The organism is Dehalococcoidia bacterium (genome assembly GCA_030648205.1).
In the GTDB taxonomy this organism is placed as follows: Bacteria; Chloroflexota; Dehalococcoidia; order JAUSIH01; family JAUSIH01; genus JAUSIH01.
The window spans coordinates 1-22,967 of the sequence record JAUSIH010000050.1 but is presented as its reverse complement, the minus strand read 5'-3'; the positions used below and the strand labels follow the sequence as shown (position 1 = coordinate 22,967).

General features: G+C 65.8%; 22 protein-coding genes. 10 read left to right on the top strand and 12 right to left on the bottom strand.

Going from position 1 to position 22,967, the window contains the following annotated elements; genetic code table 11:
* Positions 1 to 18: 18 nt before the first annotated feature.
* The 7 genes from tig to ligD form a co-directional block, all read right to left on the bottom strand.
* Positions 19 to 1,347, bottom strand: coding sequence for a trigger factor (gene tig, locus Q7T26_06840; protein MDO8531868.1), 1,329 nt, complete (start codon positions 1,345 to 1,347; stop codon positions 19 to 21).
* 123 nt (positions 1,348 to 1,470) lie between these two features.
* Positions 1,471 to 2,604 (bottom strand): ATP-binding protein, encoded by a 1,134-nt coding sequence (locus tag Q7T26_06835; GenBank protein ID MDO8531867.1) that lies wholly within the window; start codon positions 2,602 to 2,604, stop codon positions 1,471 to 1,473.
* A gap of 1 nt (position 2,605) precedes the next feature.
* A complete protein-coding gene (locus Q7T26_06830; protein ID MDO8531866.1) occupies positions 2,606 to 3,304 on the bottom strand; it encodes a response regulator transcription factor in 699 nt (232 codons plus the stop codon).
* A gap of 975 nt (positions 3,305 to 4,279) precedes the next feature.
* Positions 4,280 to 4,531 (bottom strand): SHOCT domain-containing protein, encoded by a 252-nt coding sequence (locus tag Q7T26_06825; protein ID MDO8531865.1) that lies wholly within the window; start codon positions 4,529 to 4,531, stop codon positions 4,280 to 4,282.
* A gap of 43 nt (positions 4,532 to 4,574) precedes the next feature.
* Positions 4,575 to 5,219: a cupredoxin family copper-binding protein gene (locus tag Q7T26_06820; GenBank protein ID MDO8531864.1), complete on the bottom strand. Its 645-nt coding sequence runs from the start codon at positions 5,217 to 5,219 to the stop codon at positions 4,575 to 4,577.
* A gap of 91 nt (positions 5,220 to 5,310) precedes the next feature.
* Positions 5,311 to 7,122 carry an aspartate--tRNA ligase gene (aspS, locus tag Q7T26_06815; protein MDO8531863.1) on the bottom strand — a complete coding sequence of 604 codons (1,812 nt, stop codon included), beginning with the start codon at positions 7,120 to 7,122 and terminating at the stop codon, positions 5,311 to 5,313.
* Between the two features lie 310 nt (positions 7,123 to 7,432).
* Positions 7,433 to 8,458, bottom strand: a complete 1,026-nt coding sequence (gene ligD / locus Q7T26_06810; GenBank protein MDO8531862.1) for a non-homologous end-joining DNA ligase — start codon at positions 8,456 to 8,458, stop codon at positions 7,433 to 7,435.
* Positions 8,459 to 8,551: 93 nt separating this feature from the next.
* On the opposite strand from ligD, the gene Q7T26_06805 reads away from it, so the two are divergent.
* The 3 genes from Q7T26_06805 to Q7T26_06795 all read left to right on the top strand — a co-directional run bounded on the left by Q7T26_06805 (position 8,552) and on the right by Q7T26_06795 (position 10,237).
* Entirely contained in the window at positions 8,552 to 9,250 is a 699-nt protein-coding gene (locus Q7T26_06805; GenBank protein ID MDO8531861.1) for a rhodanese-like domain-containing protein, read from the top strand.
* 9 nt (positions 9,251 to 9,259) lie between these two features.
* Complete coding sequence (locus Q7T26_06800; GenBank protein MDO8531860.1) at positions 9,260 to 9,385, top strand: hypothetical protein; 126 nt, start codon at positions 9,260 to 9,262, stop codon at positions 9,383 to 9,385.
* A gap of 537 nt (positions 9,386 to 9,922) precedes the next feature.
* Complete coding sequence (locus Q7T26_06795) at positions 9,923 to 10,237, top strand: hypothetical protein (GenBank protein ID MDO8531859.1); 315 nt, start codon at positions 9,923 to 9,925, stop codon at positions 10,235 to 10,237.
* 179 nt (positions 10,238 to 10,416) lie between these two features.
* Here Q7T26_06795 and Q7T26_06790 read toward each other — a convergent pair whose 3' ends face one another.
* The 4 genes from Q7T26_06790 to gatB form a co-directional block, all read right to left on the bottom strand.
* Positions 10,417 to 11,247, bottom strand: a complete 831-nt coding sequence (locus Q7T26_06790) for an SAM-dependent chlorinase/fluorinase (protein MDO8531858.1) — start codon at positions 11,245 to 11,247, stop codon at positions 10,417 to 10,419.
* A gap of 50 nt (positions 11,248 to 11,297) precedes the next feature.
* On the bottom strand, positions 11,298 to 11,519 hold the full coding sequence (gene secG, locus Q7T26_06785) for a preprotein translocase subunit SecG (GenBank protein ID MDO8531857.1): 222 nt from the start codon (positions 11,517 to 11,519) through the stop codon (positions 11,298 to 11,300).
* 3 nt (positions 11,520 to 11,522) lie between these two features.
* Complete coding sequence (locus tag Q7T26_06780; GenBank protein MDO8531856.1) at positions 11,523 to 12,812, bottom strand: YvcK family protein; 1,290 nt, start codon at positions 12,810 to 12,812, stop codon at positions 11,523 to 11,525.
* 63 nt (positions 12,813 to 12,875) lie between these two features.
* Positions 12,876 to 14,366 carry an Asp-tRNA(Asn)/Glu-tRNA(Gln) amidotransferase subunit GatB gene (gene gatB, locus Q7T26_06775; protein MDO8531855.1) on the bottom strand — a complete coding sequence of 497 codons (1,491 nt, stop codon included), beginning with the start codon at positions 14,364 to 14,366 and terminating at the stop codon, positions 12,876 to 12,878.
* A gap of 722 nt (positions 14,367 to 15,088) precedes the next feature.
* On the opposite strand from gatB, the gene Q7T26_06770 reads away from it, so the two are divergent.
* Complete coding sequence (locus tag Q7T26_06770; protein ID MDO8531854.1) at positions 15,089 to 17,044, top strand: hypothetical protein; 1,956 nt, start codon at positions 15,089 to 15,091, stop codon at positions 17,042 to 17,044.
* A gap of 178 nt (positions 17,045 to 17,222) precedes the next feature.
* The gene (locus Q7T26_06765) at positions 17,223 to 17,795 is read left to right on the top strand and encodes a hypothetical protein (protein ID MDO8531853.1); all 573 of its coding nucleotides are present in this window, start codon (positions 17,223 to 17,225) and stop codon (positions 17,793 to 17,795) included.
* 147 nt (positions 17,796 to 17,942) lie between these two features.
* Here the strand turns inward: Q7T26_06765 and Q7T26_06760 are convergent, their stop codons facing one another.
* On the bottom strand, positions 17,943 to 18,608 hold the full coding sequence (locus tag Q7T26_06760) for a protein-L-isoaspartate(D-aspartate) O-methyltransferase (protein MDO8531852.1): 666 nt from the start codon (positions 18,606 to 18,608) through the stop codon (positions 17,943 to 17,945).
* Positions 18,609 to 18,777: 169 nt separating this feature from the next.
* Here Q7T26_06760 and Q7T26_06755 point away from each other — a divergent pair, with 169 nt between their 5' ends.
* The 5 genes from Q7T26_06755 to hemC all read left to right on the top strand — a co-directional run.
* Positions 18,778 to 19,434, top strand: coding sequence for a helix-turn-helix domain-containing protein (locus Q7T26_06755; protein ID MDO8531851.1), 657 nt, complete (start codon positions 18,778 to 18,780; stop codon positions 19,432 to 19,434).
* Between the two features lie 22 nt (positions 19,435 to 19,456).
* Complete coding sequence (locus tag Q7T26_06750; GenBank protein ID MDO8531850.1) at positions 19,457 to 20,458, top strand: Lrp/AsnC family transcriptional regulator; 1,002 nt, start codon at positions 19,457 to 19,459, stop codon at positions 20,456 to 20,458.
* Positions 20,459 to 20,482: 24 nt separating this feature from the next.
* Entirely contained in the window at positions 20,483 to 21,169 is a 687-nt protein-coding gene (locus tag Q7T26_06745) for a bifunctional precorrin-2 dehydrogenase/sirohydrochlorin ferrochelatase (protein ID MDO8531849.1), read from the top strand.
* Complete coding sequence (hemA, locus tag Q7T26_06740) at positions 21,166 to 22,428, top strand: glutamyl-tRNA reductase (GenBank protein ID MDO8531848.1); 1,263 nt, start codon at positions 21,166 to 21,168, stop codon at positions 22,426 to 22,428. Before Q7T26_06745 ends, hemA begins: the two co-directional genes overlap by 4 nt.
* A gap of 7 nt (positions 22,429 to 22,435) precedes the next feature.
* Positions 22,436 to 22,967: hydroxymethylbilane synthase (gene hemC, locus Q7T26_06735; GenBank protein MDO8531847.1), on the top strand; the 532-nt coding region annotated here is incomplete at its 3' end.

The following is a 22,967-nucleotide window of genomic DNA, read 5'->3' as shown; positions in this document are numbered from 1 at the left end:
CCTCCTCCCTACTAGCCGTTATGTAGTCTTGCCGATGGCCGGCGTCTCCGCTGGCGGGGCGATTGGCTGCTCTCCGCGCGCGGTGGCGACCAGGCGCTCGACGGTCTTGCGTGTCAGAAGCGACCGCGCCACGCTGTCCCGCCCGGCCTTGGTGGACAGGGCCTGGCGGATGCGGTCGGCGTTCTCGCCTGAGCCTTTGACGATGGACTCCATCTCCGCGTCCACCTCCGCCGGGGCAACCTGGATGCGTTCTTTTTCGGCCAGTATGCTGAGGGCCAGCGACCGGACCACACGCTTGGCGGCGACGGGCGTGACCTCCTCCTGGAGCTGTTCCAGCGTCTTGCCGGTCCTCCGGAGGTAGTCATCCCACGTGATGTTGCTGGCGCGCAGCTCGCGCTCCTGGTCGGACAGGATGTGCTCCACCTCGCGCTCCGTCAGCACGGGCGGGAACGTGATTTTGGCCTGCTGCACCAATGCGTCCAGAGCCTGCTCTTCGTACCTCTTGCGGGCCTCGGCCTCGGCGCTGGCGCGAAGGTTCTCCCGCACCCGCTCCGTCAGCTTCTCCAGACCCTCGAAGCCGTCGCCGACGCCCTTGGCGAACTCGTCGTTCAACTCCGGGAGCTTCTTCTCCTTGACCTCGTGAATGGTGACCTTGAACGCATAGCTCCGGCCTGCCCACTGACGCGCCGGATGGTCGGCGGCGAAGGCGATGGTGAACTCGCGGGTCTCGCCCTTCGCCATGCCCGCCAGCTTCTCGTTAAAGCCGGGCACCGGGTCCGGGACCTCCGCGATGGGCCGGTGCGTGGCGCCCTTCTGGCTCATGAACGGGCGGCCATCCACTTTGGAGTCTATGTCCAGAATGAGCATGTCGCCCATCTGGACGGGCCGCTCGACGGGCACCCACGGGGCCTGCTCCCAGCGGATCTCGTCAATGACCTTGGTCACCTGATCGTCCGTAATAAGGACGGGCTCCGTCGCGACGCGGATGGACGCATAGTCGCCCAGGTCCACATCGGGCTTCAGAGGGATGGTCGCCTTGAAGGTGACCGGATTGGTCTTCTCCACTTCGAACTTAGGCTCGGCGAAAGCCTCCAGGGACTGCTCCTTGATGAGCTTTTCCGTCGTCTCCGGGACGAGTATCTGGATGGCCTCCTCCACGAGCCTTTCCCGGCCCACCTGGACCTCCAGGATTGGCCGGGGGGCCTTGCCCTTGCGGAAGCCCGGAACGACGACGCGCTGGACCAGCCGCTTGTACGCTTTGTCCAGCCATTGCTCCATCTCTTCAGGCTCCAGCTCCACGTTGAGGACGGCCTGGTTCTCAGTGGTACGCTCGGTAGCGACTTTCACGCAAATCTCCTAGAGGGTACGGATTACGGGAAGGTACGTGACAAACACAATGGCTATCTAACATACGATTGTAGCATGAAGTGGCAGGCGCGTCCACGCGCGAAGGGCCCAGCGTTTGCGCCGTTAGGCCCTCGCGTCGGCGGATGCGACGGGCGGCCCCTGGCCCGTATTGAAGGTGCAGTGGAACGTCGCGCCGCGTCCCGGCTGGCTCTCCACGTCCACGCGTCCGCCCATCGCCTCCATGAGATGCCGGACGATGGCGAGCCCCAGGCCGGAGCCGCCGCTGGCGCGCGATCGGGAGCGGTCCGCGCGATAGAAGCGCTCGAATACGTGCGGCAGGTCATCCGACGGGATGCCCGGACCGGAGTCCGCCACTGTGAGGCGCACCTGACCGTCGCGTGCGCTCACCCGTACATCCACCCTGCCGCCGGTCGGCGTGTGCCGAATGGCGTTGCTCAGCAGGTTCTCCATCACCTGCACGACGCGGTCGGGGTCCGCGAGCGCGGACAGCCCGCCTGACTGCAAGTCCAGCGTGAGCGCCACGCCCTTGCCCTCGGACTGGGCGCGCATCGCCCGGACGACGCGCTGCGCCACCGCCGCCAGGTCAACCGGCTCCCGACGCAGTTCCAACTGGCCCGCGTCGGCCAGGGAGAGCGTCCGCAGGTCCGCGACAAGCCGCGCGAGCAGCATGACCTCCTCGTGCAGCGACGCGACCTCCCGGGGGGTCGGCTGCGCCACGCCGTCCTGAATGGCCTCGAGCTTGCCCTGTAGCACGGAGAGCGGCGTGCGCAGCTCGTGGGCGATGTCCGCGATCATGTTGCGGCGCAGCGTCTCGTTGCGGGCGAGCGCTTCGGCCATCGCATTGAAGGACGCGGCCAGTTCGCCGATTTCGTCGCGCGTCGCCACGGGCACGCGTTCGTCGAGCGCGCCCCCGGCGATGCGCCGCGCGGCGACGGTGAGGCCGCGCAGGGGCATCGCCATCTGCCGCGCCAGCAGCAGGCCAAGTCCTACCGCGGCCAGAACGGCGATCCCTCCCGCGAGCCAGAGCGACTGGTTCACGGTGGTCAGGAACTCCCCCTCTGGAGCGCCCATCATCTCGTGCATCATGCCACCCATCATCGTGCCCATGCCTCGGATGTGCGTCACGTACACGCCGAAGGCGGAGTCCGTGGCGCGCGAGATGAGGAATGCCGTCAGGGCCACGGCGGCGACCGCCACGGCGGCGAACGCCAGCGTCAGCTTGACCGCGAGTCCCATCCTAGGCACGACTCGACTCCTGGAACCTGTACCCCACGCCGTGCACGGTCACGATGCCAGCGGGGCCGCCCTCGGCGGGCATCCCCAGCTTGCGCCGCAGGTTCTTGACATGCGCGTCAACCGTCCGCTCGAAGGCGTCCGCCAGCTCGCCGCGCGCCACGTCGAGAAGCTGGGCGCGGGTGAACACCTGCCCGGGGCGCTGCATCAGCGTCAGCAGCAGCTTGAACTCCGTGGCCGTCAGGTTCACGGGCCTGCCCTGCACGGCGACCTCGTGGCTGGCCGCGTCGAGGGTGATGCCGCCGCGCGTGATGCGCTCCGACGCCGTCATGGCCCCGCTGGTGCGGCGCAGCACGGCGCGCACGCGCGCCACCAGCTCGCGCGGGCTGAAGGGCTTCGTCACGTAGTCGTCCGCGCCAAGCTCCAGGCCGACGAGCTTGTCCGCGTCCTCGCTGCGGGCGGTGAGCATGATGATGGGCGTCGCCGACTCCTTGCGGACGGCGCGGCACACTTCGAGTCCGTCCATCTCCGGCATCATCAGGTCGAGGATGATGAGGTCGGGCCGCTCGCGGCGGAACACGTCGAGCGCCTCGCGCCCGTCGCGGGCCGTGAGCGCGCGGTATCCCTCGCGCTCCAGGTAGGCGCGCACCACGTCCACGATCTTCGCCTCGTCGTCCGCGACGAGGACCGTTCCCTCAGCCATACGCTGCGATTGTAGCACGGCGGCCTGCTTTCTGAGATATTGGCTAATTTGACGCAGCGTAAAGAGAATCTCTAAGATGACTACATGAAAATCCGTGCATTGGCAGCATTTCTTGCGCTGGCTGTGCGACCTCTCAGCAGGTCACCTGACATCCGAGATTGGTGGGAGATTGTTCAGATGTTTCTCACCAGCGTACTCGGTCTGTCCTTCGTGGGGATATTCGCTCCAGAGCTTGGGAAAATAGTAGATGCTTCGCCGTGGCAATCTCGTTTGATTGCCGGTCTCGCGCTTCTCCTGCTACTTTTTGTGATTGCAGGCTACCGCCTCGCGTTCCGTATTCAGCAGGCCGAAACGCTTCGCTTAGTAGTAACTACTGACAAAGCAACAAGCGCAGATTCTGGCGATATCTGGCTTCGCTTGAAAGTTCGCAACCCTACGGAGAAGCCAATCCCTGGATGCTATGGAAGACTGTGTGAGATGCGCGGTATGTTGTCAGACGGTACTCCGTGCGCAAATGTCGTAGGCGGGGAACCGTTGCCGCTACCGCAGGATGGGCACAGGTATCCTTGGCAAGAGCACGGTGGAGGCATTGAACTGTCTCGAACTATTCCCGCCAGGAGTCATGATTATCTCGACATTCTTGTGCGCGGAAAATATGAGGTAGTCTGGAAAACCGTGGGCGTCATTTTCCATGAGGGAAGGATTTCGGCTAAGCAAACTAATTTCCCAATCTGTGGCCCTATCTCATATGAGGTTATTATCCAAGTCGGGTCAGAGGCTACTCAATTGAAGCCCACATTCATCCGAGCACGGCTTTTCCCTGACGAGGAGCGATGGGGGGGAGAAGATGTCCCTTATCCCTCCGTTTCTTGGACAGGTATGCATTCTCCCAATCGTTGACCCGCTGTTCCCCTCACTAGGGACGCGCAAGGCCCAGACCTTGCGCGTCCCCTCCTGCAAAAGCGGCAGTGCCGCCTACCCGCCCAGGTCCTTCTTTAGCTGGCCGAACTGCTCCGAGGTAATCTCGCCGCGGGCCAGCCGCATCTTCGCCACGTCCAGCGGGTTCGCCTGCGCCGCGCCCACCGCGCCGCGGCCATCCGTCAGGCGCCGCACCGCCCACACCACCAGCGCGATGATCCCACCCCAGAAGAGCACCATCCACAGCGCGCTGATGAGCCACCCCATCCCCCAGCCGCCGAACCCCGTTCCGAACATTCCGCCCATCATGTTTGCCATCCCTCCACAATCCATCGTATGCCTCCCGGTGGTCTTACCGTCCCATCATGCCGCCCATGCCACCGCTGCCGCCCATCATGTTGCCAGCGCCGGTCCCGCTCGCGCCGTGGTGCGCGTCATGCGCGCCCGGGCCCATCGCACCGTTCGCGCCCTGGTGCATCTGGTCGTAGCTGCCCTGGCCGTGCATGGAGTCCATCTGCTTGCGCATCTCGTCGTCGGTCAGCCCGCCACAGTGGTTGCCCTGCCCGGGCGCGGGCGGCGCGTCAACGGTCGGCGGCGTCGGGACGTTCCCTTCGCTGTCCGTTACCGTGACCCGCGCGACCATGCCCGGGTGCAGCGTGCAGACGTAGCTGTACGCGCCGGGCTGGGTGAACGTCCGGCTCCACGCCGCGTCACGGCCCAGGACGCTGCTGGCGAACGCCTTGTTCTGCGCCACGACGTTGTGAGGGGCCGCGTCGCGGTTGACCCATGTGACCGTCGCGCCGACGGGGACCGTCAGCGTCGCGGGCTTGAAGACCAGCCCCTCCATGATAACGGTGGTCGCGCTCTGGGCCGGGGCCGCGACCGTGCTCCGCTGCGCCGCGCTCGCCGTCTGCGGGTACGCCCACGCAACCGCGCCGCCCAGGCTCAGGGCCAGCGCCAGAAGTCCGCCCACGAGCAACGCTGTATCGCGTTTCATCTCTTTTCCTCCTTGCGAGCTTTGTCTCTCAGTGTAGAGGCGATATGTGAAGAGATGATGAAGGCGGCGCGTGTTCCCCGTGAATTGCGGGCTACGCGGCCCCCTGCGGCTTCTCGTCCTCGACGATGCGCAGGTGCAGCTCGCGGAGCTGCCGCTCCGACGCGACGGACGGCGCATCGAACAACGGGTCCCACGCCGTCTGCGTCTTGGGGAAGGCGATGACGTCGCGGATGGTCTCGGCGCGCGCCAGCAGCATGACCGTCCGGTCTATGCCCGCGGCGATGCCCCCGTGCGGCGGCGCGCCGTACTCGAAGGCCTCAAGCAGATGCCCGAACTTGGCCTGCGTCTCCTCGTCCGTATAGCTGAGGGCGCGGAAGACCCGCTGCTGCAGCTCGCGCCGGTGGATGCGGATGCTGCCGCTGGCAAGCTCGTACCCGTTGCACACGAGGTCGTAGCTCTTGGCGCGCACCTTGCCCGGCTGGCTTTCCAGCAGAGCGACGTCCGAGTCCAGGGGCGCGGTGAACGGGTGATGCGCGGCGTCCCAACGCTTCTCCTCCTCGTTCCACTCCAGGAGCGGGAAGTCCACCACGAAGGCGAATGACATGAGGTTGGGATCGGCCAGCTTCAGGCGCTTGCCCATCTCCGACCGGAGCGCTCCCAGGACGGTGGTCGCCATGTGCGCTGGCCCGCCCACGAACATCATCATGTCGCCGGGCCGTGCGCCCAGCCGCGCGGCGAGAGCCTTCCACTGCTCGACCGTCACGTACCGCGACGACGGCGAGCGCACCTGCTCCATCGTCAGCCCGTCAAGGCTGGCCTCCTGCGCGATGGCGGCGGTGACCATGCCCTTCGCGCCGCGCGCCTTCGCGAGCTCCACCAGCTCGTCCACCTGCTTGCGCGTGTAGCCCGCGCAGCCCGGCGCAGCCAGGCCCTTCACCACGCCGCCCGCCTCGATGGCTCCTCGGAAGACCTGGAACGTCGTCTGGGCCATGATGTCGCTCACGTCCCGCAGCTCCATGCCGAAGCGCAGGTCGGGCTTGTCGCTGCCGAAGCGGTCCATGACATCCTGGTAGGTATAGCGCGGGAACGGCTTGACCAGCTTCCAGTCGGGTGTGACAGTCTCCAGCATGGAGGTGTACATCGCTTCCATGAGGCGCAGAATGTCCTCCACCTCCACGAAGCTCATCTCGATGTCCACCTGCGTGAACTCCGGCTGCCTGTCGGCGCGCAGGTCCTCGTCGCGGAAGCAACGGGCTATCTGGAAGTAGCGCTCCATGCCCGCCACCATCAGGAGCTGCTTCATCTGCTGCGGCGACTGCGGCAGGGCGTAGAACTTGCCCGGCTGCACCCGGCTGGGCACCAGATAGTCGCGCGCGCCCTCCGGCGTGCTCTTGGTGAGGATGGGCGTCTCCACCTCGATGAAGCCCTGCGTGTCCAGGTAGTCCCGCATGTGCTTGACGATGCGATGGCGCAGCACCAGCTTCTCCCGCATGGCGGGGCGGCGGATGTCCAGGTAGCGGTACTTCAGGCGCAGGAACTCGTCGGTCTCCTGGTTCTCGTTGATGTAGAAGGGCGGGACTTTGGACGGGTTCAGCACCTCGGCCCGCCGCGCGATGACCTCGATCTCGCCCGTAGGCAGGTGCTTGTTCTCGGTGCCCGCGGGCCTGCGCGCCACCTCGCCCTCCAGAAGGACGCACCACTCGTTGCGGAACTGGTCGGCGACCTTGTGCGCGTCCTGCGACGTGGCCGGATTGAAGACGACCTGCGCGACGCCGCTCCTGTCGCGGATGTCAATAAAAATGAGGCCGCCGTGGTCGCGGCGGCGGTGGACCCACCCTGCCAGCTTCACCGACTGGCCTATGTGGCTGCTCCGCAGCTCACCACAGGCGTGGGACTTCAGCACGAGGGGCCTCCTTGGCCCTTCCACGGAAGGGCGCCGTCTCGAAATTCGTACAGTAACATCCAGATTATAGGTGAAGGCTGGCGGAGCGGCAAGGCGAAGACCCCGTCCAGCGACAGCGCGACGCTACAACGGTCTCTACCCCGGGAACACACGGAGGAGCAGTCTATGACGCTGCCAGAAGGCTTTGCATTCTCCGCAGGGGCGTGCAGAGGGGCCATGCCCCTTGCCGGAGGGTGTGGGAGGTGTCCTCCCACACTTCCTTTTCTTCTCTCCCCCTTCCCAGTGGGAAGGGGGACACAGGGGGGACGGGTCACCCCTCCAGCGGCGGCGCCGTCACATCCTCAGGCGCGCAGTCGTGAGGGGATATGTCCGGGCGCAGCGCCACGAACAGGGGAAAGCGCACGCGCTTGTCCGGGGCCATCTCGCCGTACTTGACCTGGCAGACCAGCTCCGGCCCGCACCAGTAGATGAACTGGTGAATCGAGACGGGCGGACTGGCGAAAGGGCAGACGTCCGTGTGCAGGGGCACGAGCCTCTCATACGTCTCCTTTCGGGCCGCGTCCGAGAAGCCGCCGCTGACGCTGCCCGCGTACACCAGGCGGTCGCCGTCGTACAGGCCGAGCAGCAGCGACAGGAACGGCTGGCGACGGTTCCCTCCGCCGAACGTGTACCCGCCGATGACGAATATCCCGCTCCGCGCGACCCTGACCCTCAGCCAGTACGGGCTGCGCCTGCCCGGCAGATAGATACCATCCTTGTGCTTGGCGACCATCCCCTCCAGCCCAAGCTGCTCCACCACCTGGAAGAAGCTGACGCCCGCGGACTCGACGAACTCCGCCACGCGCAGAGGCCCCTCCGTCCGCGCGACCTGCTGCAGCACGTCCCTGCGCCGCATCAGCGGCTCGGTGAGCAGCGACCTGTGCGCCCAGTACAGGATGTCGAACGCCATGTACGTTGCGGGAATGCGCCGGGCGGCCCGCTCCGGGCCCTCGCGCGTCTGGCGGCGCAGGCGGTCCTGAAGGCGGGTGAAGCTCGACCTGCCCAGCGCGTCCAGCGCCACGATCTCGCCGTCCAGCACCACGCCGTCGCCGCTCACGAGTTTGGGAAGCGCCTCCATCTCGGGCCACTCGCCCGTCGGCGCCGCCAAATTGCGGCCCTGGAGGCGCAGCCTGCCTCCTTCGATGAACGCGAGGGCGCGCATTCCGTCCCACGCGGGTTCGAAGATGTGGTCGGGGGAATCGAACGGCTCGGCGACGGGCACCGCCAGCATCGGCGAGACCACGTCCGGCAGCGCTCCGTCCGGCCGGGGAGCCGGGGCGTTCGTCGTGTGCGTCATGTGTCCAGCACATTATACGGCGCATCAGCAGACATGTGCCGTATAATGGACGCTAAGTTGCACCCTGGCAGGTCACGCTGAAAGAGAACGGATATGTCAAGTTACGGGTACGCCCATCCCGAGTTGCTCGTGGAGACCGACTGGCTCGCCGCGCACGCGCAAGACCCTCATGTCCGCATCATTGACGCAGAGCCTTCCGCGGCCTACCAGCGCGCCCATATCCCCGGCGCCGTCAACGTCCCGTGGGAAAGCACCAAGGACCCCGGCAATCCCTGGCGCGTGGCGACCCCGGAGCAGTTCACGGAGCTGATGGCGCAGGCGGGCGTCGGGAAGGACACGCTCGTCATCGTGTACGACGGCGAGGGCCTCATGCGGCACGGAGTGCGCGTATGGTGGACGCTGGCGTACTACGGCCATACACGCGCCAAAGTGCTTAACGGCGGCTGGCAGAAGTGGATGGCCGAAGGGCGGCCCATTTCGCTGGACGCGCCGCGGGTCACTCGCGCCACCTTCACGCCCCGGCGCGACGCGAGCATCTTCGCCGACGCGCACGCCGTCGCGGACGCTATCGGCAAGCAGGGCTCGCTCATCTGGGACGTACGCAGCGACGGCGAGTGGGACGGGAGCACGGTCCGCGCGCGCCACGGCGGGCGCATACCGAGCGCCACGCACCTGGAGTGGCTCACCACCCTCAGGGACACCAATGTACCCACCATGAAGCCCGCCGCGGATATACGGCGCATGCTTCAGGAGCACGGCGTCACGCCGGATAAAAAGATCGTCACGTACTGACAGGCCGGAGTGCGTGCGGCGCACGCTTTCTTCACGCTCAAGCTGCTGGGCTATCCCCACGTCCGCATGTATGACGGCTCCTGGCAGGAGTGGGGCAACCGGGACGACCTCCCCATTGAGTCGCCGCAGACGTAGAAGCTATTCCGAAAATCGGCTTCATGGTTCGACAAGCTCACCATGAACGGAAAAACCACCGCTCACCCTTCGACAAGCTCAGGGTGAGCAAGGCATTTTGAAATGACTTCTCGTGTGGTGTTCCCGAAATTCGCCGTCGCTGTCCTTGCGAGGCCCGCCGAAGGAGGGCCGTGGCAATCTGGCTGCGGGGCGCACCCTTCCTCCAGATTGCTTCGTCCTCCGGCAAGCCGGAGTCCTCGCAAGGACAAATCGTAAGCGTATGTCAGAAACGGGACACCAGCGCTCACGCTCGAGAGCGGGGGGGGCTCTCCTTCGTCCGCCTCTCTCCCGGCGGGCCGCGCTTGGCGTCCGGCCTCCGCGCCCTTCTGTCCGAGCAACTTTCTCTAAAATTGGTCTAAGACCCACTTGCCAAAACGGTTTTAAAACTGCATAATAGCGCGCAAGCGGGGACGCGCCGAGCGGCTCGTTGCCGGTTCGCGGGCGCCTCTCCCGGGCTCGGTCCGCGGTGCGGGAAAAGTGCCAAAAGGAGGGCATCTCATGAAGTTCATCGGGGTCGTGCTGTCAACAGTGGGAATCACGGTGCTGGTGGTTTATTCAATCTATTTCGCATTATCCGACTTCTTCAACAACGCAACGGTCCCCGTGGTCATCAAGGTCGTCTTCCCCCTGGTGATTGTGGGCATGGCGCTGCTGCTGACCGCGGCCATCCGCGAGAAGGTGTCAGGCCGGTCCCGCTTCCGCTCCATGGGCGCGAACGACAGGGCGGCTGACGAAGCGGATGCTCGTGACCAGGTGGTTGTGACCCCCATCGGGCCCGACGCAGCGGCCCGCCCGACGCGCGCCCGCGTTTAGTAAGGCCCTCGCCCGACTTACTCTGGCAAGGCCGCCGCCCTTGGAGGACTGGTCCACGGGCGGCCACAACCAGACGAATCCCTATGGGGCCTCTCTGCTACAGGTGTAGCGGACCCGCCCGCGACGGAAAAGCGGGCGTTGCCGCTCTCCCCCCGCGCGGCGGTCGAAGAGGCCCTGGCTCACGCCCTCCGCACGGTCACGAGGTCGCCGACGTGAGCGCCCAGTGTTCGCGCGGCGTCGCCGTCCCGCAGCGCCACCTCCAGGTAGCCCGCGCTTCCCGCTATCGCCACCAGGCCCGTCGCCTCCGCATACGTCCGCCTGACCCCTCGGATGCGCCTGCCCGCCACGTCCACGGTGACGTCCCTGCCCGGCAGGTCCGACGGCCGGAGGTCGGTCACCAGGTTGCCGAACCGGTCAACGTACAGGACGTGCCCCTGAATTGCGCCGTCCGGCTGTCTCCCCAGCGGAGGGAACGACAGACAGGCCAGAGTCGAGACGGGATGGCCGAAGGCGTCCGGCTGCATCCCTTGCGACAGGTGGCCGGCCACGGGAGCGAAGATGTCCCGCCCGTGGAAGGTGCTGCTGACCGGATGTCGCCAGTAGCGCGGCTCGGTCAGGGCGTAGGCCGCGCAGCCGCGCGGGACGATGACACGTCGAGGCGATCCGAAGGCGGCCCGGGTCCGGAGCGGGCGGCCCCTGATGTCGCCCAGGACGAAGCTGAGCAGGCCGTTGTCCGGCGCCAGGAAGAACGCCGAGGGCGTGACCAGCAGGACGGCCCGTCGCCGCGTGCCCACGCCGGGGTCAACGACCGCCACGTGAACGGTCTCCGGCGGGAAGGACGCATAGGCGCCGCCGAGCAGGAAAGCACCCGCCAGGATATCCCGCGGAGGGACGTCGTGGCAGATGTCTACGATAGCCACCGAGGGGCTGACGTTGAGGATAGCGCCCTTCATGGCGCCCACGTAGGCGTCACGCGTGCCGAAGTCGGTCAGGAGGGTGATGACACGCACCGTGCCCTCGCGCAGCGGCGTGCGGCGATTCAGAAAGGGGCCGCGCTACTCTAGAGGCGCGCCAGACGGACGCTCAGCGCGGATATGACGATGAAGAGGACGGCGAGGACGATGGTGATCTGGAACAGCGTCTTCTCCAGTCCCCGGCGAGTCTGGAAAGGCGAGACTGAGCCAGAGACAAAGCCCGCGCCGCTGCCCTTCAATTGCAAGACAAGCACCAAGATGAGAATAACGGAGATAAGGATTTCCGCGATGTTCAGATAGGGTCCCATTTTCTAAGCTCCTGGAGCCGCGGTCGGCTCCACCGTAGAGTACTTGGGCGCCCGGCTCTTACCCTTCTCAGTATTGTACAGGGTCATCAGCACGTCCGCCAGCTTCCCGGGGTCGTGCCGCAGGCGATACTGAGGGTTCACCACGTCCGCCGCAATGACCTGGATGCCATCCAGAGGACCCGAGGGCGGACGCAGGACCTTGTTCCCCCACTCGCGCGGGAGCTCGGCCACGTTGGAGTTCACGATGATGCGGTCGAAGAGCCCTGCCCCGTGCTGCCGCAGGGCCTCCACGTGGTCGGCCACGGAGTAGCCGTCGGTCTCGCCCGGCTGCGTGGACACGTTGCAGACGTAGACCTTGGGCGCGCGGGAGCCCGCCACCGCCTGACGGATGCCCTCGACGAGCAGGTTCGGCAGGATGCTGGTGTACAGGCTGCCAGGGCCGATGATAATCATCTGCGCCTCGGCGATGGCCTGCGCCGCCTCCGGATAGGCCTCCACCTTGGCGGGCTCAATGAAAACCCGCCGCACGCACTGGCCGGAGCCGGTAATGCTGGACTCGCCATAGACCATGGAGCCGCTCTCCATCTGCGCGTACAGCGTGACGTTGGCGATGGTGGAGGGCAGCACGCGCCCCCGTATGGCCAGGACGCGGCTGGACTCGTAGATGGCCTCTTCAAAGCTGCCCGTCACGCCGGACATGGCGACGATGAACAGGTTGCCGAAGCTGTGACCCTCCAGGTCGGAGCCTTTGCTGAACCGGTACTGGAACAGCTTGGTCACCAGCGGCTCCGCGTCCGCCAGCGCGACCAGGCAGTTGCGAAAATCGCCGGGCGGGAGGACGCCCATGTCCCGGCGCAGACGCCCTGAGCTGCCGCCGTCGTCCGACACGGTCACCACGGCGGTGATGTTGGAGGTATGCTCTTTGAGGCCGCGGAGCAAGGTGGAGAGACCCGTCCCGCCTCCGATGGCCACAATCCGGGGGCCGCTTCCTCGATGCTGGTGCCGCAGGATGATGTCGGCGAAGTTCCCCCCGCGGACAGAGGGATTCCACAGCGGCGTCAGCGCCCGGATGATCCCCCAGAGGCCCGCCGCCACCAGTCCCACGCCCGTGATAAGGAACAGGGCGACTTCCATAGCCCGGTTGGGGAGCACATGGGGCACGTTCCCGCTGAGGACATAGACATAGATGAAGAGGTACGCCAGCCCCGCGCCTATCGCGAGCATGCCAAGGACGCTCAGCGCCAGATAGCGCTTGATGTGCAAACCGGGGTAAAGAAACCTGACAAGCTTCATCGAGATCTGAGCAGGTCCGCGGGCGACTTCCATTGTGGCCGCGCGAGCGGTGGCGTCGTCATCCTATGCCTTCCGGGCGTCCAGCTTCTCTTTCAGAAGGGCGGCGGCCACATTCGGGTTCGCCCTGCCTTTGGTCGCCTTCATCATCTGTCCCACAAGAAACTTCAGCGCCTGCTCCTTGCCCGCCGCGTAATCCGCGACGGCCTGCGGGCTGGCCGCAATCACCTGCTCGCAGACGGAGGCAAGCTCGCTTGTGTCCCCAATCTGGGTCAGGCCTTTCTCCCGCACCAGGCCGGCTGGACTCTTGCCGGTCTGAAACGCCTCCTCCAGCACGGCTTTGGCCCCGGTCTGGTTGATAGTCCCCTTGTCCACCATGTCCACAAGCTCGACCAGCAGCGCGGGCGTAAGCCTGGCCTGTCCGACTTCCATGTTGGCGGCGTTCAGGAGGCGGGTGAACTCACCCAGCATCCAGTTGGCGATGGGCTTGGCGAGAGCCGCGCGCGCCTCCGCCGGCTTCTTCTCGCGCAGACGCGACCACTCGGCCACCGCCGCCTCGAAGTAGTTCGCCATTGCTTTGCTGCCGGATAGCTGAGATGCGTCGTAGACGGGCAGGCCGTACTCAGCCGCAAAACGGTCGCGGCGGGCGTCCGGCAGCTCCGGCAGCTTCGCCTTGACGCCCTCAACCCACCCCCGGCTCATCGCCAGGGGCGTAAGGTCAGGCTCGGGAAAATAGCGGTAGTCATGGGCCTGTTCCTTGGAGCGCTGCGAGACCGTCACGCCCCTCTCCTCCACCCAGCCGCGCGTTTCTTGGACAATGCGCACGCCCGCATCCAGCGCCTTCCGCTGGCGCTCCGCCTCGAACTGAAGCGCCCGGTACACGGAGCGGAAACTGTTCATGTTCTTGACTTCCACCTTGGACCCCAGCTCCTGGGCGCCCCTGGGCCGGAGGCTGACGTTGGCGTCGCAGCGGAAGCTCCCCTCCTCCATGTTGCCCGAGGACACGCCCAGGTACTGGAGGATGTTGCGGAGCTTCATCAGGTACTGCCGGGCCTCCTCCGCCGAGCGCATGTCCGGCTCGCTGACGATCTCCATGAGCGGCACGCCGGAGCGGTTGACGTCAACCAGGCTGCAGCGGACGCCGTCGTCGCCGACGCGGTGGAACAGCTTGGCGGTATCCTCCTCCAGGTGCACGCGGTTGATGCGCACCCGCTTGCGCTCGCCCTCCACGTCAACCTCCAGGTGGCCGCCCTTGCAGAGGGGCATGTCGAACTGGGATATCTGGTAGCCCTTCATCAGGTCAGGGTAGGGGTAGTTCTTCCTGTCGAACTTGCTGTGGTCCGGGATAGTGCAATTGAGGGCGAGGCCCGTCATGATGGTGTACTCGACGGCCTGGCGGTTGACCACGGGCAGGACGCCGGGCAACGCCAGGCAGACGGGGCAGACGTGGCTGTTCGGCAGCGCGGTCTGGTAGGCGGCGCTGCACCCACAGAACATCTTGCTCCTGGTGAGAAGCTGGGCGTGGACTTCCAGCCCGATGACGATTTCGTAGTCCATACTTCTTTACGCCCTTCCGTGGAAGGGTCCATGAGGCCAGGCACAGCGCTCAGTATAGCAAAGGGCATGGAGGGCGTAAAGAAACTGCGTGTTCTCTCAAAGCAATCGCGTCTAATTCCTTCCTACTCATGGACATGGCAAACCGCAAAGGGGGCGTCCTTCTTCGGAAATACGTTCCCTATGCCATGTCATACCGGCGGAAGCCGGTATCCAGAGAAGTATCGGGGAACGCTGGATTCCGGCCCCGTATCAGGTACGGGGCAAGCTTTTCGCCGGAATGACGGTGGTGAACCGGCGGGCTTCTTTAAGCATTTCTTCAAAGACGCACGGGACGGACGGGAATGAACGCTCGCACTAAGACGCGATTGCCCTACGTGTTCTGTCACCGTTGTTGAGACGTGTTGACGGCATGGTGTACAATGAGGCCACTTCGGAGCTTCGCTCGCGTGCCGGGACCTTGGGTCTTTCTCTCAATGCAGAAGGGAAAGGATGCGCCCATTATGAGTATCATGGTGCGGAGCGTCGGTCTTATCCTCAGCGCTGTGGCGCTCCTCGCCGCCTGCACGCAGCCCGCCGTGACGCCCGCGACGTCCCCATCTCCGGCGGCGAATGCCCCACAAGCGGCAGCCGCCCTTCAAGCTACCACACCTGATAAAGCTCCAGTTATCATCTTGCATCCCACCCCACATGAAGCCGCGATCAAGCCTTCGGACGCTGCTTGCGTGCTGATCTACGAAAGCGATGGCTCCACGCGCATCAGGGTTGCGGCGGGAGGGACTGCCTCCGCGCCCGCGGGGCAGGGAGTCAACATCTATTTCGCATTCAACGGTGGTGGAGACGACTTTGCATTTGATAACGTCGTGGCGACTTCATGGCTCCCCACTTTGAATGTCACCGGGTCGCCGCCCGGCAGACCCCTGCTGCGCGGAGAGAAGGATGTTGACGCGACGAAATGGGTGGGCATCTGGGAAAGAGTGGCGGAGGCGAAAATTTCTTCGCTCCATGTAGATGTGCTGGTAAGAAAATTCGAACCAGGCTCTTCGACTTTCATGGTGCTGGCGCAAGCCAACCTCGAGTGCACCGTGCAGCCCGCATCGCAACAAGAGGCAAATGTGCCTCGCCTTGAAAGAGACCGGCTCGCGCGACTTGTCCCAAACCTTGCTCCTAACGCGACGGCAACGCCTACGCCTGCACCTGCGCCCAAGCCGACGATTACGCCGACGCCTGCTCCCACGCCCACGCGGACGCCTGCGCCAGCGCCAACCGCTACGCCCACGTCCACGCGGACGCCTGCGCCGACGTTGACACCCACGCGGACACCTACGCCCACACCGACCCCCATACCCACGCCAAAGCCCGTCACGGCGAATCCGAAGGACCTCGTCATGACGTTCAATCAGTTCCCGCTGCCGGGCTACCTCGCAACGAGCACACGAGACGAGACTCTCCAAGGCGAGGGCGGGTCGGCGTTCGTGCGTAACTTTAACGTGGAGACCAGCATCAAGAGCGGCGGGTACGGCGGCCATCAGCTCGTTATTGCCGTGCTCTCCCCTGACAAGAGCGCCAAGTCATCGGACCAGGGCCAGACATGCGCTGATATTCGCTTTGACGCCAATACGATTGGCTCAGAGATTCCGGTGCGTTCCGTCGGCGATTTTGCAGCGGCCTGCCGCGTTGCGGACAAGGATTTCGTGTACCTGTTCCTGTACACCGGAACGCGCAACGTCGGGATTATGGTGAAGACAACTATCGTGTTGTCGGTGCCCCACCCGACGGATGCCGAGGCTCTGGAGACTCTCGCGCAGCTCGCTGAGTGGCATCTCGCCCTCATTGACCAGGTCGCGCCGCCCGGCCCGGCCATGACCCTCACCACCGGCACACCCAAGTTCCAGTTCACCGCGCCGCTCGTGCTGACCCCGGCGGACGCTGGCAAGCAGTATCTTCCGAACGGCCAGCCCTTCTCGTTCTGCGATCCGCCGACTGTTAAATTCACCATGCCATGCCCGCCGCCGGGTTCCGCTGCTAGAAACCCGTCCGGCGGCAGCCCGCCCTACCACTTCCAGTACGGCGCGATGGGCGGCTTCCCGCCGTTCGGGATGGCGCTCGGGAAGGACGGGCAGCTCACCGGCACGCCACACGCGGCGACGGCGGGCAAGACCTACCGCTTCACCGTCTGCGCCGTGGACCTGAAGGCGGACTTCGTCTGCCGCGACGTGTCGCTCACCGTCACCGGCACGCCCACGCCGACGCCAACGCCGACACCCACGCCCACACCAACGCCTGTGGCGGTGCCGCTAGGCGCTACCATCCAGTCCCTAACCTGCACTGGCGCGCTTGAGGAAACGTACCAATCTGGAGGGGCCCGTTGGCGGTTCACGGTGACGGCTTCGGGCACCGTCTCGGGGCCAGTGTACGCAAATTTCGGAGTAGGGCTATCTACTCAGTACGTTCGAGTCATCAGGAGTTCCAGCTTCACATCATCGTGGCCTAAGTCGGACTACGGCGGTTTTGGCCGTGGCCCCAATGACCCTTCGTCGGCTTCCTGGAGCAGTCAAATCGTCTGGTGGAGCACCTATTACAGCAACGATACCGAGCGGGTGACCGCCACGGTCACTTACAGAGAACGCAACTACAACGAGTCCAGAGTGCAGCAGGTTGTCATCTGTCGTCCTGGGTAACTGAAGACCTGTACGGCGCGCGGACAAGTCGGCCCGCACACGCGCATGCTCCGGTCGCCGCCGTCTCCCGTCGGCTTGGCGCATCATCCGCCCTTCCGGTTGCCGCTGCCTGCCGCCCATGCTACAATGGGCATTATTGGAACATCTGTCCTAGTTTCAAAGCGAGGAGGAGTGTGCGATGGCTGACCGACCGTTTGACCCCAGCAGGCACCTGACGCGCCTCAACGGGCGCGACTACCTGGAGGTGAAGTGGCGCCTCCTGTGGCTCCGCACCGAGCATCCGGAGGCCATTGTGCAAACGGAGCTGGCTCGCCAGGAGGGGACCATGGCCCTGTTCAAGGCGCGGGTCGTCATCCCCGGCGGCGGCGAGGCCACGGGCTGGGGCATGGAGACGAAAGAGGACTTCGGCGACTACGTGGAGAAGGCGGAGACGAAGGCGCTGGGCCGCGCCCTGGCCGCGCTGGGATACGGGACCCAGTTCTGCGAGGAGTTCGAGTCGGGCGGAAGCGTGGTGGACGCGCCCGTCGCACGACCCGCCGAGAGGCCCGCCGCGAAGGTGGAGCCTCCCGCGACGGCGGCGCAGGTCAAGGCCATCTACACCATCGCGCGGACAACGCTGAACCTGGGCGAAGCCCAGGCCAGGGAGCGCAGCAAGGGGTTGTTCGGCAGGGCGCCTGAGGAGCTGTCCAGGTCCGAGGCGTCTCGTCTTATAGACAAGCTGCGCGGCGAGGCGCGGGCCGTCTCATCCTAGTATTTAGTTGCGAAAACGCACGGTTTGAAAAGCCGCTCATGGTTCGACGGGCTCACCATGAGCGGTTCACCCTTCGACAGGCCTGTCCTGAGCGAAGTCGAAGGAACGGGGGGGGCTGGGGGTGTTCCCCAGATACAATTTCCACCCCTACGCCTCTTCGCCCTCGTACTGGTGCTCAGGCCACGCGCCCGGCCCCACCAGCGGCACGAAGCGGCACCCGCCCAGATTGTGGACGGTCAGGCCGTGGTCGCTCTTGATGACGCGAGTGAGGGTCTGCTCGTAGCGCGAGCCGACGGGGATGACCAGCCGTCCGCCCGTTCCCAACTGGTGCAGCAGGTCCAGCGGGATGTGGGGAGCGCCCGCCGTCACGAGGATGGCGTCGTAGGGGGAGCCTTCGGGCCAGCCCAGCTTGTCGGGCAGCGCCTGGAGCACCTGCACGTTCGTGTAGCTGCACTGGCCCAGCCGCCGACGGGCCTCGTCCGCCAGAGACGCGTGCCGCTCGACGGACACCACTTCCCGGACAAGCTCGGCCAGAATGGCGGTCTGATACCCGCTGCCCGTACCGATCTCCAGCACGCGCTCCGGGCCTTTCAGCAGGAGGGCCTGGCTCATCAGCGCGACGATGAGCGGCTGCGAGATGGTCTGCCCCTCGCCAATGGGCAGGGGGATGTCCTCGTAGGTCAGGTGCCTGCTGAGCGCGGGAACGAAAAGCTCCCGCGGCACACGCTCCATCGCCCGAAGCACACGCTCGTCGGTGACCTCGCGGCGCAGGCTCTGGACGAGCCGCCGCTTGTCCTCCTCCAGGTTGAACATGCCAGCCCACATAACACGCTCACTCTATCACGGCCATCAGCCCGCGGCAATACGGCGCGCTCCTTCGGTGACATTTACACCTCATTGTGTTGACTGTCACACAAACGTATGCTATTCTACGTGGACTAGGAAACGGAAAATAAGTATTTAGCAGATTTCTACAGATTTCATGCTAGAGAAAAAGGTCCCCACCAAAGAAAGCCGCTGGCTCACGCTGGGCCAGGCCTGCCATATCCTGAACGTCAATCCCGCCACGCTGCGCCACTGGGCCGACGCCGGGCGTGTCCGCGTCTTCCGCACGGTCGGCGGCCACCGGCGCTTCTCCCACGACGACGTGACCGGCCTGGTCGATAGGACGTCCGCGCCCCATGCGGGCGCCGGCGCGCCAGACGGGGAGGATGTGGCGCTGCGACGGCTCCGCCGACGGCTGCGGCAGGAGCCGGGCCGCTGGCACGGCGCCTTCGATGAGGAGGGACGTCTGCGGATGCGCCTGCTTGGCCGCCAACTCCTGGGCATCGCGACGGAGTACATGGCGCAGAAGAAGCGGCGCCCCCAATTGCAGGAGGAGGCCCGGTTCATCGGCCAGGAGTACGGTACGGAGTTGGCCCGGCGTGGCCTCTCCCTCAAAGAGGTCATGGAGGCCTTCCTCTTTTTCCGCCGCTCCCTGACCGACGCTACCCTGCAGGCCACGGGGAACCACCACTCGCCGGATGAGGTGGCGGAGGCATGGCGCGACATCTACGGCCTGGCGGACATAGTGCTCCTCGCCGTGGCGGAGTCCTACGAGAAAGTCCTGCGCCCCCAACTCCAGCCAGTCAACAAGTAACAGTCAGCTACGAGGTGCGTGCGTGACTACGGATACCGCTGCGGACATAGACCTGCTTGACCGGAAGATCCTGAACGTCGTCCAGACGTCCATCCCCCTGATAGAGACCCCCTACATGGCAATCGCCGAGCAGGCGGGCGCCTCCGAAGAAGAGGTGCTCAAGCGCCTCACTGACCTGCGGAGCAAGCATGTGCTCCGGCAGATGAGCGCCATCTTCGACACCCGTCGCCTGGGCTACAAAAGCTCCCTGGTGGCCATGCGCTTCCGCCCGGAGCGGCTGCCGGAAGGCGCCCGCGTCATCAACGCGCACCCGGGCGTCAGCCACAACTACGAGCGGACGCATGAGTACAACCTCTGGTTCACCCTCGCCGTGCCGCCCGCCGAGACAATCGAGCAGGCAGTGGAGGAACTGGCCCGCAAGTCGGGCGCCGAGGCCTACCGCATCCTGCCCACCATCCATTTCTTCAAGGTGGGCGTCAACTTCGACATGATGGCGGAGGAGACATCCGCTTTCGACTACAGCCCCAGCGCCGTCGAGGGCTGGCAGTCCCCCCTTCCTCTGACCGACTTCGACATCGCCTGCATACGCGAGCTGCAGGGCGACCTTCCCGCGGAGCACCGGCCCTTCAAGGGCATGGCCGAGCGCCTGGGCGTCACCGAGGCCCAACTGCTGGCGAAGGCGCGGGAGCTCATAGACCGGAAGATTATGCGGCGCTTCAGCGCGGTGCTGCACCATCGGCGCGCCGGATTCAAGGCCAACGTGATGGTGGTCTGGAAGGTGCCGAAGGAGAAGGGCGAGGAGATCGGCAAGATCATGGCCTCCTTCCCCCAGGTCAGCCACTGCTACCAGCGTCCCACGTACCCGGACTGGCTCTACTCGCACTTCACCATGGTCCACGCCGTGACCAGGCAGCGCTGCGAGGAGATAGCCTTGCATATCAGCCAGAAGACCGGCATCACGGACTACGCCATGCTGTTCAGCGTGCGCGAGTGGAAGAAGACTCGCGTCAAGTACTTCATGTAGCGTGGGAGAGGTCGCGGGCCAGACATGCCAAGCTACTACCCCGTCTTTCTGAACCTGCAGGACCGCCGGTGCGTCGTCATCGGCGGAGGCGACATCGCGGAGCGAAAAGTGCTCGCCCTCAGGGAGTGCGGCGCGCGGCTCACGCTCATCAGCCCTGCCGTGACGCCCACGCTCCAACGCCTTGCTGTTGAGCTATCGCTGGAACTCCGGCGCCGCGCCTACCAGGCGGGCGACCTGGCGGGGGCATGGCTGGCGATCGCCGCCACGGACGACACCGTGGTCAACCAGGCCGTCCAGCGTGAGGCGGAGGAGCGCGGTATCTTCGTGAACGTGGTTGACGTTTCCCCCCTGTGCTCGTTCATTGCGCCGTCCATCGTGCGTCGCGGCGAGATTACGCTGGCCATATCCACGGGCGGCGTTGGCCCCGCCCTGGCGCGTCATATACGGGAGAAGCTGGAGCGCGTCGTGGGGCCTGAGTACGCCAGCCTGGCCCACGTGGTGGCTGACGCGCGCAAGGCGCTTCGTGCGCGGGGCAGGCGGGCGTCGCCGGAGCGATGGCGGGAGTGCCTCAACGACAGTCTTCTGGAGCTTGTGCGCCAGAAGAGGCTGGACGAGGCCAGAGACCACTTGCTGCAAGACTTGCTTCGGGAAGGGGAACGGAGGCGTCTGGTGACCTCCGCGCGGCCCGGCCCGATTGGAGATACGCCGTGAAACTGGTCGTTGTCGGGATTAGCCACAAGAGCGCTCCGGTGGACGTCCGGGAGCGACTCGCCGTCCCCGGGGAGAGCCTCAAGGACGCCCTGGCGTTCCTGGGCCGCTACGTCCGCGCGGGCGCCATCCTCTCCACCTGCAACCGCACCGAGGTCTATGCCGTCGGCGACAGCTCCGAGAATACCTCGCGGACACTGGTCAAATACCTGGCCGAGCACCACCGGCTGCCCGCCGCGGAGTTCGCGCACTACCTCTACTCCTACGAGGACGAGGAGACCGTGATGCACCTGTCCCGCGTGGCGGCGGGAGTTGACTCGCTGATCGTGGGCGAGGCGCAGGTGCTGGGGCAGGTCCGTCGCGCGCTGGAGGTCTCCGGCGACGCCCACATGGTGTCCCAGCCCATCTCGCGCCTGTTTCACCATGCCCTCCGCGTGGGACGCCGCGCGCGGGAGGAGACCGCCATCGGCAGGAACGCGACGTCGGTGAGCTTTGCAGCGGTGGAAATGGCGCGGCGCATCTGGGGCAGCCTTGACTCACGCGTCGTGCTGGTCCTGTCCGCGGGCGGCGCGGGAAAGATAACGGCCCGAACGCTGCGCGACCTGGGCGCGGCCCGGCTCATCGTCGCCAACCGCACGCCGGAGAAGGCGGTGGAGCTGGCCCAGGAGCTGGACGGCCAGGCGGTGTCCTGGGAAAGCGTGCCCCAGGCGCTCATTGAGGCGGACATCGTCATCAGTTCCACGGGCGCGCACGGCTACGTGCTCACGGAGGAGGCGGTGGCCGAGGCCATGGCCCGGCGGGCGGAACGCCCGCTGCTTCTCGTGGACATCGCCATGCCGCGTGACATTGACCCCCGCGCCGGCTCGCTTCCGGGCGTGCATCTGTACAACATAGACGACCTCCGCACGGTGGCCGAGGCCAACCTCCGCGGGCGGGAGGACGAAATCCAGAAGGTGGAGACCATCGTGGAGCAGGAAACGGACCGGTTCCTCCGCTGGTGGCGCTCCCAGGAGCTTGTCCCCGTCATCTCCGCCATCCAGGCGAAGGCCGACGCCATCCGCGAGCGCGAGCTTCAGCGGACGCTGAAGCGCCTGCCCGCGCTCGGCCCCCAGGAGCAGGCCCAGGTGGAGGCCATGACGCGGGCCATCGTGAGCAAGCTGCTGCACGACCCCATCGCCACGCTCAAGGAGCAGGGGCAGCAGGACGGCTACGCGCGGACCGCCCGCGCGCTCTTCAAGCTGGACGAGCCTCCCGTTCCCTGAGACTGTCGTGACTCGCGCTCGCACCGTCCGCGTCGGGACACGCACCAGCCCCCTCGCGATGCGTCAGACGCAGGCCGTCATTGACCTGCTCTCCGCGCGACATCCCGGCGTCCGGTGGGATGTGGTCGGCATTACGACCAGGGGCGACATTCGGCGGACCGCCTCCCTCGAAAGCCTGGGCAGGGGCGTGTTCGTGAAGGAAATCGAGGCGGCGCTCCTTGGCGACAAGATAGACATGGCTGTCCACAGCCTGAAGGACCTGCCCACGGAGCCGACGCCCGGCCTCGCCGTCGCCGCGTACCCCGTGCGGGACGACCCGCGCGACGCCCTGGTCTCCCGCCACGGCCTGCCTTTTGAGCGCCTGCCGCTCGGCGCCAGGATTGGCACGAGCAGTGTGCGGCGCGCCGCGCAGGCGCTGGCCGCCAGGCCTGACGTAGTAGTGCGGCCTCTGCGCGGCAACGTGGACACCCGCCTGCGCAAGGCGCTCACGGACGAGTACGACGCCATCATCGTCGCGGCGGCGGGCGTCCTGCGCCTGG

Coding starts and splice junctions, on each gene's coding strand:
- Q7T26_06835 (MDO8531867.1), bottom strand. CDS start 2,604: ATGGGACTCGCGGTCAAGCTGACGCTGGCGTTCGCCGCCGTGGCGGTC.
- Q7T26_06830 (MDO8531866.1), bottom strand. CDS start 3,304: ATGGCTGAGGGAACGGTCCTCGTCGCGGACGACGAGGCGAAGATCGTG.
- Q7T26_06825 (MDO8531865.1), bottom strand. CDS start 4,531: ATGATGGGCGGAATGTTCGGAACGGGGTTCGGCGGCTGGGGGATGGGG.
- Q7T26_06820 (MDO8531864.1), bottom strand. CDS start 5,219: ATGAAACGCGATACAGCGTTGCTCGTGGGCGGACTTCTGGCGCTGGCC.
- ligD (MDO8531862.1), bottom strand. CDS start 8,458: ATGACGCACACGACGAACGCCCCGGCTCCCCGGCCGGACGGAGCGCTG.
- Q7T26_06805 (MDO8531861.1), top strand. CDS start 8,552: ATGTCAAGTTACGGGTACGCCCATCCCGAGTTGCTCGTGGAGACCGAC.
- Q7T26_06795 (MDO8531859.1), top strand. CDS start 9,923: ATGAAGTTCATCGGGGTCGTGCTGTCAACAGTGGGAATCACGGTGCTG.
- secG (MDO8531857.1), bottom strand. CDS start 11,519: ATGGGACCCTATCTGAACATCGCGGAAATCCTTATCTCCGTTATTCTC.
- Q7T26_06780 (MDO8531856.1), bottom strand. CDS start 12,812: ATGAAGCTTGTCAGGTTTCTTTACCCCGGTTTGCACATCAAGCGCTAT.
- gatB (MDO8531855.1), bottom strand. CDS start 14,366: ATGGACTACGAAATCGTCATCGGGCTGGAAGTCCACGCCCAGCTTCTC.
- Q7T26_06765 (MDO8531853.1), top strand. CDS start 17,223: ATGGCTGACCGACCGTTTGACCCCAGCAGGCACCTGACGCGCCTCAAC.
- Q7T26_06760 (MDO8531852.1), bottom strand. CDS start 18,608: ATGTTCAACCTGGAGGAGGACAAGCGGCGGCTCGTCCAGAGCCTGCGC.
- Q7T26_06755 (MDO8531851.1), top strand. CDS start 18,778: ATGCTAGAGAAAAAGGTCCCCACCAAAGAAAGCCGCTGGCTCACGCTG.
- Q7T26_06745 (MDO8531849.1), top strand. CDS start 20,483: ATGCCAAGCTACTACCCCGTCTTTCTGAACCTGCAGGACCGCCGGTGC.